Here is a 19,107-nt window from a genome sequence, read left to right on the forward strand (position 1 = left end):
AACTAATAAATCTCCACTATGCTGTCGTTAAAAAAGGAAATTATTGTGAGCAAAAAATTACTAAGTGCATTATTCGGTGCCGCTTTAGCTGCGTTAGCTTTATCACCTGTTGCTATGGCTGAACCACAGGAGCTTGCAGAGATGCATGCTGAGATGGATGGTTGTGAAGCTTGTCACGAAGATGGTGAGCCTTCTGCAGATGGCGCATTTGAATTTGAGCAGTGCCAAAGCTGTCACGGTACACTAGAAGAGATGGATGCTGTTCACCAGCCACATGATGGCAACCTAATGTGTGCAGATTGTCATGCTCCACATGACATGAATGTCGGTGATAAGCCAACTTGTGATAGCTGTCATGATGATGGTCGTACCGCTGAGTCAGTTCTTAAATAAGAGCTGAAATAAGCGTTTAAATAAAGTATCTGATTATCAGGTGCTTGAAAAATGGGAGCTTAGGCTCCCATTTTTACGTTTGGATAATTGTTCGCTTAAGACTTCGTTATACCAACTGTGTCGTGATGGATAACGATAAACAGCTGTTGTCGACAGGGTTAAGATAGAATCCACGCTATAATTTGTGGTAAGATTTTTACCTGCACCTTCTTAATTTCTTCCTAAAATGATAAAAACTGATGAATGATATAACGATAGTAACCCACGACGGTAATTTTCATGCCGATGATGTTTTCAGTATCGCAGCACTTAAGTGTGTTTTTCCGGCTTTTAACCTCGTACGAACACGTAATGCTGACATTATTGTTAAAGCTGATGTCGTGCTTGATGTTGGTGGAGAGTATGATCCGGGCGCAGGCCGCTTTGATCATCATCAACGTGGTGGAGCAGGTGAGCGTGAAGATGGTATTCCGTATTCATCTTTTGGCTTAATTTGGAAAAAATATGGCTTAGAAATTTGTCAGGGTGATCAAGAGTTAGCGACATCAGTTGATGCTGGTTTAGTATCGACCATCGATGCTATTGATTGTGGCCATGTTACTGGTGTTGCTACAGGTATTAGCCTTAGTCACACTATTTCCATGTTTAATCCAACTTGGCAAGAAGAGGCTGACTTTGATGCTAGCTTTAACGAAGCGGTAGACTTTGCATCACGGGTTTTAGCACGCTTTATTGCTTCGGCTAACGGTGGTATTAGCGCAAAAGCGATTGTGGCTAAAGCGATTGATGATGCTGAAGATCCAAGAGTGATTGTATTAGAAAAATATACACCTTGGAAAAGAACTGTTCACGCCTTATCAGAAGCGGCTTTATATGTTGTTTATCCGTCTCAGTCTGGGCAGTGGAGAATTCAAACCGTACCCGCAGAACTTGGTTCATTCGAAGATAGAAAGTCGCTACCAAAAGCGTGGGCAGGGCTAAACGGTACAGCGCTTCAAGAAGTAACAGGCCTAGATGATGCCATGTTTTGCCATAACGGTTTGTTTATCGCTGGTGCAGCATCGTTTGTAAGTACCATGAAGATGGCAAGCATTGCACTCACTGAGTAGTAATATCATTTCCTCATCAATGCGCCTGACTGTCTGCAGCTACTAGAGTAAGAAATGTTAGAGGTTAGCCTTTATATAATTAAGGGCTAACCTTTTAGTTAATTAAATAAGACACTAAATAAATCACTAAATAAAGATTTTATAAAGCGTTTTAGTCTATGAACACCCCCTATTATCATTATAAACAGCCCAATACCCTTGTTCATATTAATCACTAATATGCCTTCCTTTACAAAGCCTATATTTCAGTCTACATACATCATATGTGATTGAAATTTCATCAGGTTTATTCTATATTTATAAAAGAGAGTGATGAGTGAGATCATGGTTAATTAAAGGATTCTAATTGCCATTTTTGAAAGCCAGCTTGAAAGCTCTGAACTATTTTGAGCATAGGCTTTAAACCACAAATCTTAACAAATGACAGCAGCATTCTTGTATATCTCCTGGGTTAATTTCAAACAAGGAATGATAGAAAATGACGCCTGTAGAACTCAACGACTCAGCTAGGTTAAATCTATTTGATGAAAAATTGCATGATATCGAAATGTATCTCAATGCGGTTTTTAATAATACTGGCAACCCCATATTTGTAAAAGATGATCAGTGCAGACTGTTGCTTGTTAATGATGCCTTTTGCAACATTTTTGGAATGTCTAAAGAAGAGATCATCGGTAGAACACTTGCCGAGCAAGTACTACCTGACGAGCAAGATCATTTTTTATCCATCGATAGAAAAGTGTTAACTGAAGGTAAAGAGATTTTATGCGAAGAAACACTGACACCGAAAGGTGAGCAAACAAGAACAATTCTAACCAGAAAGAATAGATTCGTAGACTCTAAAGGGAACTTCTTTCTGGTAGGAGTCATTCACGACATCACTGAACGTAAACAGTCTGAAGAAAAGCTTAAACTCGCCGCTAGTGTATTTTCGCATTCCTGTGAAGAGATCTCTATCACCGATGAAAAAGCCACGATTATCGACGTTAATGACGCCTTTACGCGTATAACGGGTTTTAGTCGTGAAGAGGTTATTGGTCAAAACCCACGAATTCTCCAATCGGGACGGCAATCTTCTGAATTTTACACTGCTATGTGGAAAACTTTATTGAAAGATGGCTACTGGTCTGGAGAGGTTTGGAACAGGCGTAAAAGTGGCGAAGTATATGCCGTCATGAAAACGATCAGTGCGGTATGTGATGAACGCGGAGTTACGACTCATTATGTCTCCATCGGTAATGACATTACTGCGATGAAAGAACATCAAGAAGAGATAGAGCATATTGCCCATTATGACATACTGACTAACTTGCCGAATCGCTCATTACTCGCGGATAGGTTATCGCAAGCCATGCTGCAGTGCCGTCGTCACGAGTTGTCACTTGCTGTCGTATTCCTAGATTTGGATGGTTTCAAATCTGTCAATGACACCTATGGGCATGATGTAGGTGATGAGCTACTTATTGCACTCTCAGTCCGTATGAAAGAGGCGTTACGTAAAGGCGATAGCTTAGCCCGTATTGGTGGTGATGAATTTGTTGCTGTGCTAGCTGATTTAGCAAAAGTTGAAGATTGTGAGCCGGTATTAGAAAGACTGCTATTAGCATCATCTGAACCTGTTACAGTTGGTGATGTAATATTGAATATATCAGCAAGTATTGGTGTCACCCTATACCCTCAAGATAATGTCGATGCTGACCTACTTATGCGTCATGCTGACCAAGCCATGTATATGGCAAAAGAGTTAGGTAAGAATCGATATCACTTATTTAGTACGACTCAAGATGACGCTGTTAAAGTTCAGCGAGAATGCCTAGAGGCTATTCGAAGTGCATTAGATAATCATCAATTTGTGCTCCATTATCAGCCTAAGGTTAATATGAAAACGGGTACAGTGGCGGGTGTAGAGGCACTTATTCGTTGGCAACATCCAACGCGTGGGCTATTACACCCTATCGATTTTTTACCCGCTATCGAAAATAACGCCATGAGTATAGAGTTAGGTGAATGGGTCATCGATACCGCACTGACACAAATCAGCCTATGGCAAGAGTTGGGGCTAAAGTTACCCGTAAGCACGAGTGTCAATATAGCCGCAATACAATTACAACAACCTGATTTTACGCAGAGACTAACGACACTGCTAGCGACCCACCCAGATGTTGAACCATGTTGTTTAGAGCTAGAGGTGCTGGAAACAAGTGCCTTAGATGACGTGCAACATGTTTCAAAGATCATGGAAGCTTGCATGGCGATAGGGGTTAACTTTGCTTTAGATGATTTTGGTACAGGCTATTCATCACTGACTTACCTGAGACGATTACCAGTAAACTTGATTAAAATTGACCAGAGTTTTGTGCGGGATATGTTGCATAATGCTGATGATTTGGCGATTGTCGAAGGCGTGATTGCTTTAGCTAAATCATTTAAACGAGAGGTGATCGCCGAAGGCGTGGAAACGATTGAGCACGGCACTGCACTATTAAAACTGGGGTGTGAATTAGCACAAGGTTATGGCATCGCTAAGCCCATGCCAGCTGGAGATATTCCTGAGTGGATAAGTGGCTGGCGGCCGGATATTAGTTGGCAAACTTTAACAAACTCTCGAACCTTTTATTGATGGCAGTCGTAGCAGCTAGTTTTGTCTTTGCCCTATAGCAAACCATTAGGGATTAGTTGTGCCAATAAGCCCTAGTCACTCCCCATACTCATCCTGAGTGCGATCCGTGAGCCCCATATTGGTGCAACTTCTTACTGCTTCTACCTACTGATTGCACTCTCTTTGCTCATTTTATCAAAAAACAATACCGCATAACTTTTTTATTGTTGATTATCAACAGGTTAAATGTTGGCGTGTTGGTTGCAATCTTATATTTATCGCGAACATAAGTGGGTGATATGAGATGGAAAGTGCCGATATTATTGAATTGAAACATAGCAAGAATGTAAAGCTCGGGGATATCTCACCCTCGTACAGAGTAGCAATTATTGGTGCTGGTTGTGGTGATGTTGAGCTACTTACGCTGAAAGCCGCTCGCCTTATCTCCGCTGCTGATGCAATCATTTACGACAGTTTGGTCAGTGAAGATATTCTTGATTTGGCATCGAAGGAGTGTGAGATGCACTTTGCCGGCAAGCGGTGTGGTATGCCTAGTGCCAAGCAAGATGATATCAATCAACTGCTCGTGGCTTGTGCGAAGCGCGGACTTAAGGTCGTACGATTAAAAGGCGGCGATCCCAATGTATTTGGCCGTGGTTGTGAAGAGGCCATGTTTCTGGCTAAACAAGGTATTAAGAGTCAATTTGTCCCCGGTATTACAGCTGCTTTGGGCTGTGCCGCCAGTGCTGGGATCCCTCTGACTCACAGGGGGGTGGCAAGATCTGTCACCTTAGTGACCGGAACCGTTATCGATGATTCTACTCGTAGTGGCGCAGCCTGGCAGGCTCTGCTAACGGCGCAGTCAACGCTGGTATTTTATATGGGCAAGGAGCAGGCGGCGCATATCGCACATGGTCTGCTAACGGCGGGGGCAAATATCAAACTACCTATGGTGTTTATCAGTAGCGGGGCTAGATCTGATCAAAAGCTAAGTTTTGCGACCTTAGGCTCCATGGCCGAAGTGGCTAGTCAGCTTCAGGTGTCGGGCCCTACTTTAATGATTGTTGGTGAAGTGGTTTCTGTGGGACAAGAGCTGGCTCAGCTTATTAGCCAATATTCACAAAGCATGCTTGAACCCGATAATCTTGTCTTGATGAATAAGAGGCTGTGATACTTATGAAGAAAGCCTATCAGGGGTTAATAAAAGCATTAGTTTGATTGTGGTGAAAAAGGTTACCCTTCATTCACTCATGTATGTCTTTGTTTTAAAGTGGAATAATTAGAGGCTGTTGACTCTATGAAGAAAGCCTATCAGGGGTTAATAAAAACATTAGTTTGATTGTGGTGAAAAAGCTTCTCCTTCATTCACTCATTTATGTCTTTGTTTTAAATTGAAATAATAAGAGGCTGTAGACTCTATGAAGAAAGCCTATCAGGGGTTAATAAAAACATTAGGGCGAGGTGCAAAAGGCTCCCGAGCTTTGACACTCAGTGAGGCCCACTTTCTTATCACAGGCTTCGCTGATGGTATTGGCACTAAGGTGCAGCTCGCAGCAGCGTTGATGTTGATGCGGGTCAGGGGAGAAACCTGTGAAGAAGTTGCGGGTGCAGCCTTAGGTCTCAAGTCTACAATCAGTGACCAATGGTCAGATCTCGATGTGAGCATCGATTGGCCCTGCTATGCAGGAAAGCGTGAGTTATTGCCCTGGCTATTACTCGCCGCAAAAGTATTGGCCAATCAAGGTGAGCGGGTACTGCTTCACGGGGACCCTAGATCACTCAGTCATAGAAATCACATTGCGGATCATGTTGAGCGACTAAATATTCCCAAAGCAAGCAATCCTGAAGAAGCTAAAGTCGCGTTGGACACTGTGGGGATCTGCTATGTCGATGCCGATAGCTTCTCGCCTTTGGTTGCGCAATTTCGTGAATTACATCAAGAACTAGGTTTAAGAAGTCTGTTCCAGACAGCCATTCGCTGCACTAATCCGGCTAATGCGCCTGTTAGCCTGCGCAGCTATTTTCACCCAGGGCTAGATAAGATGCACACTAAGGTTGCCAAACTGATGGCCCAAACGTATTTAGATTTGGATAACTCTTTTCATGGCTCTTTTTATGAGAATACTGATAGCACTTTTGATAGAAGAATGGTAAATCATGCCGAGCAGGCTTTCGCACTTAAGGGGAAGGTCGGTATTTTTAAAGGGGTTCAGGGAGAAACCGAAATAAATCCTAGGATCTCCACCGAGCTGACCATCACATCTAGGGCTAATAGCCAAGTTATTGATCTTCCTACCCGGCTAGAGGCTTTTGTTGGCATGAACACCTTGTCATCAGAGCTTGCACTTGTACCGGAACAAGCTTGCCTGATATTGAGTCAAACTTGGAGTCAAGGTGATGCTAGTGAGCATCGGCATGGAATCGACTCGGCATTATTCATTAAGCTAGGAGAAGTTGCCGAGGCGAGTGTGATCAGTACATTATCGGCAGTTTATATACTGCAAGGTAAGTGTCAATCAGTGTCAGAAGCTGAATCTTTAGCCAATCAGGCATGGAGAATAAGATGACTGTTTATACCTGTTTTACAGATCAAGCTGATGAGCTTCAAATCCATGATACTCACTGGCAAGTTACTCGCTTAACTAAGTTACAGGATATAGAGCGAGTACCTCTTTGCAATGAACAAGATCTTCTCGTTTATGTTTGCTCAGAGATGATTGACGTCGATCTTCAACTGTTGTTACGTATTATGAAATTCGCTCCCATACCCGTGATAGTGAATGCCAAGTATTGGCAGAAACAAGCGCTGACGAGATTACTCGAATGTGGCAGGGTGACATTTGTCCCTGGTGAGCTTGAGCCCGGTAGAGTAGAGCAGGTCATAGAACTGGCAAAATTAAGGTTCAGTCTGGCTAACGAACAAAAACAGAAGCTTCTGCAATTGGAATCATCATTGGAGGCGCAAAAGTTGTTGGCCAAGGTGAAGTCAAGACTGCAGCAAAACGGCTTGAGTGAATCTCAAGCCCATAAACTCCTGCAAAAACAGGCGATGGATAGCGGGATCTCTGTTGAGCAGCTAGTTCATCAATTGCCGCTAAGCTAAGCATTTCAATTCCGCCCAAAATGGTGCAGAAGCGCCTTGGTTGTGCGCTTACTCATTTCCATCCTTACCTATCAATATTTAAATTTCATTCTAATCAATAGTTTGCGTGTATATGTTTATTGGCATAATCACTGCACTAATAAGGTATAAGACAATATGTAAAATGAAAATTCGGATCTAACCGGCAATGGCGCCATGTTCTCACTAGAGAGCATGGCGCCTTTTTGTTAGAGCCGCAGATTCAAAAAAGAGATGGGGAGTGTGTTATGGGGTGTGCAAAAACAGATTTGGAGCGTAAGCCTAGGTTACTCGTTGTAGGCAATGGCATGGTTGGTCATCATTTTATTGAGCAGCTTTGCGATCAGGGGCTCAATGAACACTTTCAAATAGAGGTATTTGGCAGTGAGCAACTTGCAGCCTATGACAGAGTGCAGTTGTCTAAATATTTTGAGACTGGCAGCGCCGATAGCTTGATGTTGGCCGATGTCGATACCTATGCCAAACAGGGAGTAACCTTACATCTAGGTAAAGAGGTGACTAGGCTGGATCCCGAGAACAAATGCCTCCATACCCAAGATGGTGATTTTTGGTTTTATGACAAACTCATGTTGGCCACGGGGTCTTACCCCTTCGTTCCACCTATTGAGGGTAAAGACAGGCCCCAGTGTATGGTGTATCGCACCATAGAAGATCTGCAGCAGATACAGCAAGCAGCAGACAAATCTACATCCGGTGTGGTGATTGGTGGTGGCTTATTGGGATTAGAGGCTGCTAATGCCTTACTGACCTTAGGGTTGGATACTCACGTTGTTGAGTTTGCATCTCAGCTGATGCCTGTACAGCTCAACGATAAGGCGGGTGACCTTCTGCGTGACAAGATTGAGCAGTTAGGGGTATCTGTGCATACCAGCAAGGCGACCTCGGCAATCGTTGCCGGTGAATCTGCGCTTCACCGCATGAATTTCAATGACGATACCTATCTTGAAACAGACATGATTGTCTTCTCAGCCGGCATTCGTCCACAGGATAGCCTAGCCAGACAAAGTGGCATTGAGGTGGGTGAGCGTGGCGGAATCGTGATCGACGATCACTGTTTAACCTCTGCCATGGATGTTTACGCCATAGGCGAGTGTGCCCTCTGGCAGCAGAGAATATTCGGACTCGTTGCCCCGGGCTATCAGATGGCGCGGGCGGCGGTTTCTCATCTTAAGGCTGGTGCTAACAATACTGGCACATCTTCGAGCTTAGTGAAGTTCGAAGGTGCCGATATGAGCACTAAGCTTAAGCTACTTGGGGTGGATGTCGCTTCAATCGGTGAGAGTCGCGGGTTTGATAAGGCACAATTTGTCGAGCTTACCGATAATCAAGCTGGTACCTATAAGAAGCTCTGGTTAGATGAATCCGGTCGTTACCTCAAAGGTGCCGTCCTTGTTGGGGATGCCAGCGATTACGGTCTGCTGCTAAACCAATACCTGTCTGGTGATGAACTTGACGGTCCAGCTATTGACTTACTGCAGCAGGAAGAAGGTACAGGCTTCGAGATGAAAGATGACGCAATTATCTGTTCCTGTCATCAGGTGACTAAGGCCGACATCGTTGCGAGCGTTCAGGCTGGTTCCCATAGTTTGACTGAGGTGAAAGCCTGCACTAAAGCGGCGTCAGGCTGTGGTGGTTGTAGTGCCTTGGTTCAGAGTGTGATCACTCAGACCATGGAAGAGCAAGGTCTAGAGACTGAGAAGGGGATCTGTTGTCATTTTGAATATAACAGACAGGAATTGTTTCATCTCTGTCAGGTTGAAGAGATTGGTGATTTTACTCACCTGATTAACACCCATGGCAAGGGGGGAGCCGCATCGGTAGGCCTTGGTTGTGATATTTGTAAACCTGTCGCCGCCTCAATATTTGCCACCTTAGATAATGAGTATGTACTTAATATCCAACATGCCAACCTGCAAGACACCAACGACGCATACCTAGGGAACCTTCAGAAAGATGGCTCTTATTCTGTAGTGCCTCGTATCGCCGGCGGTGAAATTACACCGGATAAGTTAATCGCCTTGGGCGAGATTGCTAAGCGTCACGATCTCTACACCAAGATCACTGGTGGCCAACGTATCGACCTCTTTGGGGCTCAGCTCTCAGAACTGCCGATGATCTGGCAAGAGTTAATTGAACAGGGATTCGAGACAGGCCATGCCTATGGTAAATCTTTAAGAACGGTTAAGTCCTGCGTCGGCAGCACTTGGTGTCGCTATGGCGTCCAAGATTCAATCGGTTTAGCGATAGATCTGGAGAATCGCTACAAGGGACTACGCGCCCCACATAAGATCAAATTCGCGGTATCGGGCTGTACCCGAGAATGCGCTGAGGCACAAAGTAAAGATATCGGCGTGATAGCCAGTGACAAGGGCTGGAACTTGTTTGTGGGTGGTAACGGCGGCATGCGACCTCGTCATGGGGATCTGTTTGCAACCGACCTATCTACAGCAGAGTTGGTGACCTATATCGACCGGATCTTGATCTTCTACGCTAAGACTGCTGCCCGTTTACAGCGCACTTCAGTGTGGCTCGAGTCCTTAGAGGGCGGTCTGGATTACCTGAAATCTGTGGTCATCGATGATTGTCTGGGAGTGGCGGCAGATCTGGAAACTCAGATGGAAAAAGTCATATCGACGTATCAGTGCGAGTGGCGTACCAGCCTCGAGAGCCCGGAATTTTTATCTCGTTTCAGCGAGTTCGTTAACCCTGAAAAAATGCCTAATGTCGATGTCGAGCAGTACCGTTATAGCCGAGGTCAAAAATTTCCTGCGGGCGCTATCGGCAATATTGCCATCACGAATCTGCCTGTAGAGGCAAAAACAAGTGACGTATCTGATGTTGAAGAGATTGTTGAACTAATTAAGTAAGGCCATTGGCTTAAAGGAGTGAGAAGTATGAATTGGGTCAATATTTGTGAAGAAACTGCGCTACCAGGCTTTGGTGGAGTTGCGGCTTGGTTTGATGACACGGCTATCGCCATTTTTAACTTAGGTGAGCGAGGATTATTTGCTCTGGATAATACCGACCCCGCTACTGGCGTGAGTCTACTGTCCCGAGGACTTATCTGTGATCTCGAAGGGGATATCTTTGTTGCATCGCCTCTGCATAAGCAACATTACAGCTTGCGTGATGGCTCCTGTATCGAAGATGAGTCATTAAGCGTCAACGTCTATCAAGTCAAGTGTGAAGATGGACGGGTATTAGTGAAAAGTGCTGTAGATAACACGTGCGACAGTGCTAGAAAATAGTCATAGATATAGGCGGTAATGATGAGTTCTGACAAATTTAATATTTTCTCCTTCTCGGGGAAAATGAAAATAATGCACCTCAGCTGGATGGCTTTTTTCGTCAGCTTTATGGTCTGGTTTAATGCCGCCCCCCTAATGGGGGTGATAGCCCAAAGTCTGGGGTTGACCAATGAGCAGATTAAGACACTGCTTATCCTGAATGTGGCGTTAACGATCCCCGCGAGGATCATTATAGGCATGGTGACGGATAAATTTGGCCCTCGGCTGACCTATTCGGCATTGCTGATCTTGTGTAGTTTTCCCTGTTTTATGTTCGCACTCGGGGAGACGTTCGAGCAGTTAGCGCTGGCGCGCTTCCTACTTGGCTTTATAGGTGCTGGCTTTGTTATCGGTATTCGTATGGTGAGCGAATGGTTTCCAGCGAAAGAGCTAGGTACGGCTGAAGGCATCTATGGCGGTTGGGGCAATTTCGGCTCGGCAGCTGCGGCGTTTACCTTACCGGTTATCGCTATCGCTTTTGGTGGAGATAATGGCTGGCGATACGCCATAGGGCTAACGGGAGTGATGAGCTTTGTGTTCGCTTTTATCTATTACTTTAACGTCTCAGACACGCCAAAAGGCTCTACCTACTTTAAACCCAAGAAAGCGGGTGCCCTGGAAGTGACAAGCAAAGGAGATTTAGCCCTGCTTATCCTGATGAAGTTGCCCATGTATGCCACCTTGGCACTGCTGGCTTGGAAGTTATCACCAGCGGGTGTCAGCATGTTCACTCAGAGGGAAGTCTATGGTATTTATGCCATCTTGGTAGGTGTGTTAATGGTCGACTTGTATCAAACCTATCAGGTGAACAAATATATATTCGAAGGCCCAGTGCCTGAGTTTGAGCGCTATGCCTTCAAGCAGGTTGCGGTATTAAATGTACTGTATTTCTCGACGTTTGGTTCAGAGCTTGCCGTGGTCTCTATGTTGCCGCTATATTTTGCCGAAACCTTCGAGCTAGGATTGGCTCAGGCGGGCATGTTGGCGTCCAGTTATGCCTTTATGAATCTAGTTTCGAGGCCCGGCGGTGGCTGGATAAGTGACCGATTCGGTCGTAAGCCTACCCTGATGATTTTGACTGCAGGCTTAGCACTGGGTTACCTTGGTATGGCACAAATAACCTCAGATTGGGCCTTACCTTTGGCTGTGATTATGGTGATGACTTGTTCTTTCTTTGTCCAAGGTGGTGAAGGGGCTGTATTTGCTGCCGTTCCCTTGATTAAGCGACGATTAACTGGCCAAATAGCCGGTATGACTGGAGCCTATGGAAATGTTGGAGCCGTATTTTTTCTAACCGTTTACTCTATGGTGTCTACGCAATTTTTCTTCTATGTTATCGCTGCCAGTGCGGTGCTGGGTCTTGTGAGTCTGCTGTTTCTTACTGAGCCAAAGGGACATATCGCCGAGGTGAATGAAGACGGTGAAGTGACCTTAATCAGTGTCAATTAACCAGGTAAAAAAGATGTCAGTATCGGGCGTAGCGTCATTGAGTAAGAGTATGGTGGAAGATGATTTAGCACCTACACCCGAGCCGGTTGTAGGTGAAGAGCCGCCTTTAGCTGTAGAAGAGTCTGTCAATGAGGAGCTTCCTTTGAGTGGGGAGCTTGAGATTGGCGCGGGTCAATTCTCTGCTCAAGGAGCTAAATCTACCAATGAAGATGCCATCGGCATACGTATTCCCGATGGTCTGATGCTGACAACTAAAGGCGCCGTGTCTGTTATTTGTGATGGGGTGAGCGCGGCAGAAGAGGCTGAGAAAGCCAGCGGAATAAGTATCAGTAATTTTATCTCTGATTATTATTCGACGCCGGATACCTGGAGCGTGGAGAAATCCAGTTCTCAGGTGCTTACCGCGCTGAATCGTTGGTTGTACGGTTTGGGTCAGGATTATCGAGAGGCGCAGCGGGGTTACGTATGCACCTTTACTGCCCTTATTTTTAAATCTTGCAGTGCTCACCTGCTTCATGTCGGTGATTCCAGAGCCTATCGGTTTAGAGCGGGAAAGCTTGAACGTTTGAGTCGGGATCATGTGACTGTGCTTGGCAGAGACAAACGCTATCTGGCGAGGGCTTTAGGTTTAGACGTGAAGCTTGATGTGGATTATCGCAAGCTTGAGTTAAAGCGCGGGGATCTTTATCTGCTGACGACAGACGGCATTCACGACGTTATCAGCGATCAAGACCTGGCTGCTAATCTGTCTGAGTTCATCTCTACACTGAAACATAAATTAAAATCTAAATCTGAACCAGACTCTCAATCTGAGTTTAAAGCAAGCCTTAAACCAAGCCCTAAACAAGAGTCAGACGCCGCAATCGGTCATGATGAGTTTTGCAGGCTATTGTGTACTCAGGCAATTGATGCTGGCAGTCTGGATAACGTCAGTTGTCAGCTGCTATCCATAGACACATTACCCAAGTTAAATATCGACGATCTCTATCAGAGGCTATCTAAGTTGCCTTTTCCGCCTCCACTGTCTGAGGGAATGAAGTTAGACGGCTACTTGATAGAAGAGATTTTACATCAGAGTCAGCGCAGCCAGGTATACCTGGCATCGGATGCAACAGGCAATAAACGTTGCATCAAGACGCCCTCGGTTAATTATCTCGATGACGGGGCCTATATCGAACGTTTCATGCTCGAGAGCTGGATAGGCCACAGGATAAACAGCCCGAACGTGGTGAAGTTATTAGACCGAGACCGAGCTAAAAGTGCACTTTACTATGTTACAGAGCATCTCAACGGACTGTCATTGAGTACCTGGATCACTCGTAATCCTAAGGCGTCGGTGCAGGAGGTCTTGCCGCTGTTAAAACAGATCGAGTCCGGGGTGAGGGCGTTTCATCGCAAGGAGACCATACACCAAGATCTTAAACCCGATAATATTTTGCTGACTTATGAGGGCCAGATTAAGCTCATCGATTTTGGTTCCTGTCATATCAAGGGAATCGCCGAGATTGCCACGCCGCTTCAACGAGATAGTATTTTAGGCACCGCAGACTATTCCGCTCCCGAGAGTGTATTGGGCTACCGGGTAACCAACAAAGCCGACCTGTTTTCCATGGCGGTGATCACTTTTGAGATGCTTACCGGTCAGTTACCCTTTAAAGGCAAGTTGGCACAGTGTCGTACCAAACAGGATTACCTCAAACTGGCTTACATTCCGAGTTATGAGCTCAATCCACTGATCCCCTTGTGGATGGACCCTCCCTTAAAGAAGGCCTTAAGCTTCGATCCCGCGAGTCGTCAGGTTGATACCAGTGAGCTGTTATATGAACTCAATCAACCCTTGGCGAATTGGGACAAACCGGAAGTGGGGCGATCACTGCTAGAGAGGGACCCTGCGAGATTCTGGCAAGGTGTAGCACTGCTTTTTGGTACAACGACACTGCTGCTATTGTTAAACTGACTTAGACATGGACCGACTTTATTTAATTGATTTTAACTATTTGATTTAAAAGAAGCACTTGAAAATAGGGAAAGCTTGCCTGTTTGAACTCTTTGATATAGTTTAAGTTTTGATACATTCAAACATTGTCACAATGAATACTCATGGAATTGGAGTTGTACTATGTGTAGTACTGAGCACAGATATATGCGCTGTACGTTAAGATGGACCTTACTTTTAGTCACGTTTTTTGCGCTGTCAGCATGCTCAAGCGCGCCTTCTCATGAACTTGTTGATAAGCCTGAATTCCCTAAAACTAATCAGCAACTATTTGATTTATCAAGTACTCGAATTCCCTTATATAGTGATCTTATCTCCCTCACGCCTAAGCAAACCCAGGATATTCAAGAGTTTGTCAGTCAGACTGATATTGCGTTACTGCCTAAACATAAGCAGGTTTATGAGTATTTGTCGAAAAAGTTAGTTAATTTTAATTATGAAGGTGAGAACTATTTAGCCAGTGAAGCGATGCTCAAGGGTGGTGGAAATTGCATGTCTCTGGCACTACTGACCTATGCTGTGGCGAAACACTTAGGTGTAGAGGCGGTTTTTCAAGTCATGCATACCGAACCCTTGTTACTCGAGGTGACTTCGAATATTGCCGTTACTTCAGATCATGTGCGCACGTTTCTATATGAAGAAAAAGATACTGCTCAATCGAGTAAAGGATTTTTCTTTTCAGGTAGAAGTTATCGGGTTTTGGACTACTTTCCCGGACGTTATGATCGCTCGGGTAAGATCATAGATGAAAATCAATTTATCGCTATGCTCTACAGAAACCTAGCTGCAGACTCCCTCTTAGAGGGCAATCTTGATCTAGCCTATCAACTGTTAATCTCAGGTCTGAGTTATGATGAAGAGTATGCCCCGTTGATAAATATGATGGCCATAGTACATAGACGTCAAGGGGATGAAGTGACTGCTGAACGTATTTATCAATATGGTCTAGAAGTCACAGATTCAAAAATTAGCCTATTAAGTAACTATTACTTCCTGTTATCAAAACAGGGCAATACTCTAGCTGCAATAAGCATAAAGGCGCAGTTGCTACAACTTGAGGATACCAGTCCCTATGATTGGTACCTGATAGGGAAAGATGCATTGAGTCGTGAAGATTTTAAAAGTGCAGAGATCTATCTGAATAAGTTTTTAAACAATACTCCTTATTATCATAAGGCCTACTTTGACTTAGCCAAGGCACAATATGCGCTAGGTAAAAAGACGTCAGCGACAACATCCATTCAGCAAGGTATCGAACTTGCGAAACAGCCAGCGAGTCAGAACCTGTATAAAGCCAAATTAGCTTGGCTTGAAAGAGAATAACTCTCCTATCACAACCAATCACTCCTACTTATAGTTTACCTATAAAATCGACAGATCTTGTTCTTAATTTAATATGTTGCCTTTCAAAACAGCTTGTTAAGTGTTTTTGCGTGGATAAAGTACTACTAATTACCTAGTGCTTTAGTCTAGGTATTGTTTGGCAGATCGATCCCTTTGGATACGTCTGTTTAATACTAGGGGTGGATGTTACTGAGTGTGTAACCATGGATACTTGTCGTCAATTAATTGACATCGACCGTTTGATTACAACGTCGACTATACAAGGCAATTGGCAGCATGGGCATTCAGCTTCAGGGAAGAGATAATAGAGCACGCTTACAGCGCACATCGAATCTGTGCCGCAGTATAAGTAAAGCATCTATGTTTACTTTATGTTTATTTTCTTCACAGCCTTTATTCGCAGATACCCAGATCATTGTAGAAGGTGACCTACTCAAGCTGCTCCCTATAGACCTCCCACAGATTGAAGCATTTCAAGCGCTAGCTTCCGCACAAGAGGGCAACCTCATCAGTGTTAAACAAGATGGCTCACACCTCAATGTTCAAGCCCTACAACAAGGGCGACACAACGTCTCGATAATTACTCAATCGGGTGTTAATGATGGGCGTGTAGGCATTGATACTAAGCAGATAGGCACAGGCAATGTACAGGTCGTGACTCAACAGGGTCTTGAAAGTGAAATTTATGGTGGCATGGACTTATCAGCGACTCTATATCAGCAAGGCGAGGGTAATGGCCTCTGGTTAGAGCAAACAGGTAATAATCTGAATGCTGATATAGCGCAATATGGCAATGACAACATGGCCTATGCCTACCAAACAGGCTATGGGCATTCGGTTGATATCTACCAGTTTGGTAATAGCAACCTTGCCTATGTCAATCAAAGTGGCGCCGTAGGGCATCACGCCGAAATTAACCAGGTCGGCGATGACAATCTAGCCATCATTTTTCAAAGTGGTGATATTCCCATGAGCGAGGTCATCGTTCAGCAAGAAGGTTCTGATATGTCACTGCAGATGCTGCGCTTTGCTAGGTAGCAAGAAAAAGATTAGATAGATAGGAAAATAGAGAGACAAATAAAAAGATAGAAAGAGAATGGAATAGATTTTACGTAAAGTTTTAGTTTCAGTTTTAGAAAAAGGATGACGGCTAGGCTAGTAATAAAGTTGTAGCTCAGTTTGTAACAAGCGGTAAATCGCCAATATTTGGCACACTATTTAAAGAAAAGGAAATATCTAGATGAAATATTCAAAAATAGCGTTAGTGGTTTCGACCGCTCTGTTAGCTTCTACCTCTGTTTATGCTGCTACAGATATTGACAATGATAACTATGCAAAAATAAATCAAATTAGCGGTGATAGTAATAGTGCTAAAATTTATCAGTATGAAGGTGCTCAAAAAAATAACGCCTCAACTATTACGCAAACATCTACCGGAAATCAAGGTAATACAGCAGTATCAATTCAAAAACACACTTGGGATGCGACATCTACGATTACTCAAGCTGGTAATAATAACGATGCTAGTGTAACTCAAGAAGATACGGTTGACCGTTCCTTCTCAACTGTCTCTACTACAGGTAACGGCAACGATGTAACAGTACTCCAGTTTAAAACTTGGGAAGCTGAGTCATCGGTTACTCAAAATGGTAATCAAAACATTGCAAACGTGACTCAAGCAAATATTGTTGATGGTTCATATGCTGAGATTTCAACTACGGGGAACAGAAATACAGCTGCTATTACTCAACAAAATACTATTAAAAATGCTCATGCATATATTTACCAAAGCGGTGCAAATAAGAACGATGCTTCAATTACACAGCAAAATGGTGGTAATGGAGGTTATGCATACGCAATGGTTGATCAGTATGGCGAAAATGATAGCGCTACAGTGATTCAAAATGGTGACGGTAATGATGCATGGGTTGTACAGGATTCATCACATGGTGGAAGAAACACGATAAGTGTAACGCAAACCTCTACCGGTGGTGCAGATAACTACGCCGGTGCTACAACTGATGCTGGTCATGGCTCACTAATTTACATTGACCAGTCTGGTACGGGGAACTACGTCAGTACCGAAGATAATTCAAATGATTCTCTCGGCGCATCACTCTCCGGCAACAACACCGATCTCTATATCATGCAAAACGGAGAAGGAAACTGGGCACATGTTGATATTGATTCAAATGGTTCTGATATTTGGGTAGATCAATCAGGAGTTAATCATGATGCGGAAGTGACTGGTGGTGGTGGTTATGGTGATTATATAGTTGTACTGCAGTCTGGTAGTTCACAGTTTGCCGATGTAGAAATAAATGCGGGTAACCGTCATGATGTTTACGTCAGTCAGTCTGGTTTCAATCATTATGCAGAAGTATTTAGTACTGGTAATTCAAACATTGCTCATATTGTTCAATCTAACAATAGCGGCAGCTAAATTAGATTTTTAGTAAAAGGGTGCACCTGCACCCTTTTATTTTGTCTAACTGAAATTTTGTCATCATTTAGTTGTAGTTGGTTATTTACGCTGTGCGACAAACTTTTTGCAACTCATTCTGTAACTTATTTTGCAATATGAGTAGATACATCTGTTGCAACAATGTAGTTTTGCGTCTGTATACTTGATTAAACTCGTTCGTAACATGGAGTGCGAAGAATGTTCAAAGTCACACATTGGATTGTCGTTTCCCGTTCTCAACTACTGACTGACCTGCTTGAGTCTCGTTGGCCACAAGAGTTCCTGGTTAAACTGAACCGCGCGCAGCCAGAAGCTGCAGAGAAGATGTTAGCAGAGACTGACACCAGTCTCGTCGTCATTGATTTGGCTTCGGTTGATATACAGCTGGCTTATCAGTTGCAGAAAATCGTGGAGAGGCAATATGGCGGGCTAAAAGTGGTTTTTCTGCATTTCCCCAAACAAGTCGATGCTCGATTTTTATTAAACCCGAACGTAACAGCGGGTGTTTTTTACAATGATGTTTCTTTAGAGGTCATTGGCAAAGCCCTGAGTCAGGTGTTGAGAGGCAACACTTCTATACCAGCTGAACTCATCGCTAATTCTGATAATGGTTACCTGATAGAGCAGAGTGATAACTTAACCATTCGTGAGCGAGAAGTGTTGCAAGCCCTGCTGCGAGGCAGCACAAATGTTGATATCGCCAATCAATTGTTCGTGAGTGAAAGTACCATTAAGACCCATCTTTATCGCGCTTTTAGAAAAATCGGCGTCTCTAGTCGAGGACAGGCTATTGCCTGGGCACAGACTCATCTACATGAGGTGTGTCAGTGAAGCGCAACAGGCTTGTCACGCAGTCCGTGTTGTTTTCTCTATTGCTGAGCTCAGTGACTGTGGTCAATGCCGAAGCGTTACGTGAGGTCGAAATCAAAGCAAAGCAGGCATTAGAGGCTCAGAGTATTAGTGATGCTGTACCACGTCATGAAACAGATATGGTCGATGGTCTGATTTTAAACCGAGCGATGACACGCTTCGGCCACCGATTTTATCGAGAATTTGTCGCAGCTTATCGTGACATCAATGGTGAAACCGATCATGCGGGCCTTACCATTGAAGAGAAAGCGACCGCAAGAAGCGGCAGTATCATCACTATTTATAATAATCGCAGAAAAGTATTTATCACTGCCGTTTCGCCAGCGAGTCGTAATATCGATGAGCAAGCGGCGGCGGCGGCGTCAAGGATAAATTATATCCTTAAGCAGAATAAGAAACAGGCAAGCTGGACACAGTTTTTAAATCCAGATCTTGCAGCTGATGAATTTTAGAC

General features: G+C 44.2%; 15 protein-coding genes. All 15 read left to right on the forward strand.

Annotated elements, in window-relative coordinates; translation table 11 throughout:
• The first annotated feature begins 45 nt into the window (after positions 1 to 45).
• The 15 genes from cctA to FM038_RS09370 all read left to right on the forward strand — a co-directional run bounded on the left by cctA (position 46) and on the right by FM038_RS09370 (position 19,105).
• Positions 46 to 393 carry a tetraheme c-type cytochrome CctA gene (gene cctA / locus FM038_RS09300; protein ID WP_142870446.1) on the forward strand — a complete coding sequence of 116 codons (348 nt, stop codon included), beginning with the start codon at positions 46 to 48 and terminating at the stop codon, positions 391 to 393.
• Between the two features lie 239 nt (positions 394 to 632).
• Positions 633 to 1,502: an MYG1 family protein gene (locus tag FM038_RS09305; protein ID WP_142870447.1), complete on the forward strand. Its 870-nt coding sequence runs from the start codon at positions 633 to 635 to the stop codon at positions 1,500 to 1,502.
• A 478-nt stretch (positions 1,503 to 1,980) separates the two neighbouring features.
• Positions 1,981 to 4,122 carry a sensor domain-containing protein gene (locus FM038_RS09310; RefSeq protein WP_142870448.1) on the forward strand — a complete coding sequence of 714 codons (2,142 nt, stop codon included), beginning with the start codon at positions 1,981 to 1,983 and terminating at the stop codon, positions 4,120 to 4,122.
• A gap of 283 nt (positions 4,123 to 4,405) precedes the next feature.
• Positions 4,406 to 5,272 carry a uroporphyrinogen-III C-methyltransferase gene (gene cobA, locus FM038_RS09315; RefSeq protein WP_142870449.1) on the forward strand — a complete coding sequence of 289 codons (867 nt, stop codon included), beginning with the start codon at positions 4,406 to 4,408 and terminating at the stop codon, positions 5,270 to 5,272.
• A 247-nt stretch (positions 5,273 to 5,519) separates the two neighbouring features.
• Positions 5,520 to 6,668: a glycosyl transferase gene (locus FM038_RS09320; protein WP_142870450.1), complete on the forward strand. Its 1,149-nt coding sequence runs from the start codon at positions 5,520 to 5,522 to the stop codon at positions 6,666 to 6,668.
• Positions 6,665 to 7,204: an ANTAR domain-containing response regulator gene (locus FM038_RS09325; RefSeq protein ID WP_142870451.1), complete on the forward strand. Its 540-nt coding sequence runs from the start codon at positions 6,665 to 6,667 to the stop codon at positions 7,202 to 7,204. Before FM038_RS09320 ends, FM038_RS09325 begins: the two co-directional genes overlap by 4 nt.
• A gap of 266 nt (positions 7,205 to 7,470) precedes the next feature.
• Positions 7,471 to 10,110, forward strand: a complete 2,640-nt coding sequence (gene nirB, locus FM038_RS09330) for a nitrite reductase large subunit NirB (protein WP_142870452.1) — start codon at positions 7,471 to 7,473, stop codon at positions 10,108 to 10,110.
• Between the two features lie 27 nt (positions 10,111 to 10,137).
• Positions 10,138 to 10,491, forward strand: coding sequence for a nitrite reductase small subunit NirD (gene nirD, locus FM038_RS09335; RefSeq protein ID WP_142870453.1), 354 nt, complete (start codon positions 10,138 to 10,140; stop codon positions 10,489 to 10,491).
• 21 nt (positions 10,492 to 10,512) lie between these two features.
• Positions 10,513 to 11,979, forward strand: coding sequence for a NarK family nitrate/nitrite MFS transporter (locus tag FM038_RS09340; protein ID WP_195873235.1), 1,467 nt, complete (start codon positions 10,513 to 10,515; stop codon positions 11,977 to 11,979).
• 13 nt (positions 11,980 to 11,992) lie between these two features.
• The gene (locus FM038_RS09345; protein ID WP_223293036.1) at positions 11,993 to 13,936 is read left to right on the forward strand and encodes a bifunctional protein-serine/threonine kinase/phosphatase; all 1,944 of its coding nucleotides are present in this window, start codon (positions 11,993 to 11,995) and stop codon (positions 13,934 to 13,936) included.
• Between the two features lie 162 nt (positions 13,937 to 14,098).
• Positions 14,099 to 15,298 (forward strand): tetratricopeptide repeat protein, encoded by a 1,200-nt coding sequence (locus tag FM038_RS09350; protein WP_142870454.1) that lies wholly within the window; start codon positions 14,099 to 14,101, stop codon positions 15,296 to 15,298.
• A gap of 381 nt (positions 15,299 to 15,679) precedes the next feature.
• Positions 15,680 to 16,357 carry a hypothetical protein gene (locus tag FM038_RS09355; RefSeq protein ID WP_223293037.1) on the forward strand — a complete coding sequence of 226 codons (678 nt, stop codon included), beginning with the start codon at positions 15,680 to 15,682 and terminating at the stop codon, positions 16,355 to 16,357.
• Positions 16,358 to 16,559: 202 nt separating this feature from the next.
• Positions 16,560 to 17,762: a hypothetical protein gene (locus FM038_RS09360; protein ID WP_142870456.1), complete on the forward strand. Its 1,203-nt coding sequence runs from the start codon at positions 16,560 to 16,562 to the stop codon at positions 17,760 to 17,762.
• A 219-nt stretch (positions 17,763 to 17,981) separates the two neighbouring features.
• Positions 17,982 to 18,614 (forward strand): response regulator transcription factor, encoded by a 633-nt coding sequence (locus FM038_RS09365; RefSeq protein WP_142870457.1) that lies wholly within the window; start codon positions 17,982 to 17,984, stop codon positions 18,612 to 18,614.
• Complete coding sequence (locus FM038_RS09370) at positions 18,611 to 19,105, forward strand: curli production assembly/transport protein CsgE (RefSeq protein ID WP_223293038.1); 495 nt, start codon at positions 18,611 to 18,613, stop codon at positions 19,103 to 19,105. Before FM038_RS09365 ends, FM038_RS09370 begins: the two co-directional genes overlap by 4 nt.
• Positions 19,106 to 19,107 lie beyond the last annotated feature (2 nt).

This window comes from Shewanella eurypsychrophilus (assembly GCF_007004545.3).
GTDB lineage: Bacteria > Pseudomonadota > Gammaproteobacteria > Enterobacterales > Shewanellaceae > Shewanella > Shewanella eurypsychrophilus.

Coding starts and splice junctions, on each gene's coding strand:
- FM038_RS09305 (WP_142870447.1), top strand. CDS start 633: ATGAATGATATAACGATAGTAACCCACGACGGTAATTTTCATGCCGAT.
- FM038_RS09310 (WP_142870448.1), top strand. CDS start 1,981: ATGACGCCTGTAGAACTCAACGACTCAGCTAGGTTAAATCTATTTGAT.
- cobA (WP_142870449.1), top strand. CDS start 4,406: ATGGAAAGTGCCGATATTATTGAATTGAAACATAGCAAGAATGTAAAG.
- FM038_RS09320 (WP_142870450.1), top strand. CDS start 5,520: ATGAAGAAAGCCTATCAGGGGTTAATAAAAACATTAGGGCGAGGTGCA.
- FM038_RS09325 (WP_142870451.1), top strand. CDS start 6,665: ATGACTGTTTATACCTGTTTTACAGATCAAGCTGATGAGCTTCAAATC.
- nirB (WP_142870452.1), top strand. CDS start 7,471: ATGGGGTGTGCAAAAACAGATTTGGAGCGTAAGCCTAGGTTACTCGTT.
- nirD (WP_142870453.1), top strand. CDS start 10,138: ATGAATTGGGTCAATATTTGTGAAGAAACTGCGCTACCAGGCTTTGGT.
- FM038_RS09340 (WP_195873235.1), top strand. CDS start 10,513: ATGAGTTCTGACAAATTTAATATTTTCTCCTTCTCGGGGAAAATGAAA.
- FM038_RS09345 (WP_223293036.1), top strand. CDS start 11,993: ATGTCAGTATCGGGCGTAGCGTCATTGAGTAAGAGTATGGTGGAAGAT.
- FM038_RS09350 (WP_142870454.1), top strand. CDS start 14,099: ATGTGTAGTACTGAGCACAGATATATGCGCTGTACGTTAAGATGGACC.
- FM038_RS09355 (WP_223293037.1), top strand. CDS start 15,680: ATGTTTACTTTATGTTTATTTTCTTCACAGCCTTTATTCGCAGATACC.
- FM038_RS09360 (WP_142870456.1), top strand. CDS start 16,560: ATGAAATATTCAAAAATAGCGTTAGTGGTTTCGACCGCTCTGTTAGCT.
- FM038_RS09365 (WP_142870457.1), top strand. CDS start 17,982: ATGTTCAAAGTCACACATTGGATTGTCGTTTCCCGTTCTCAACTACTG.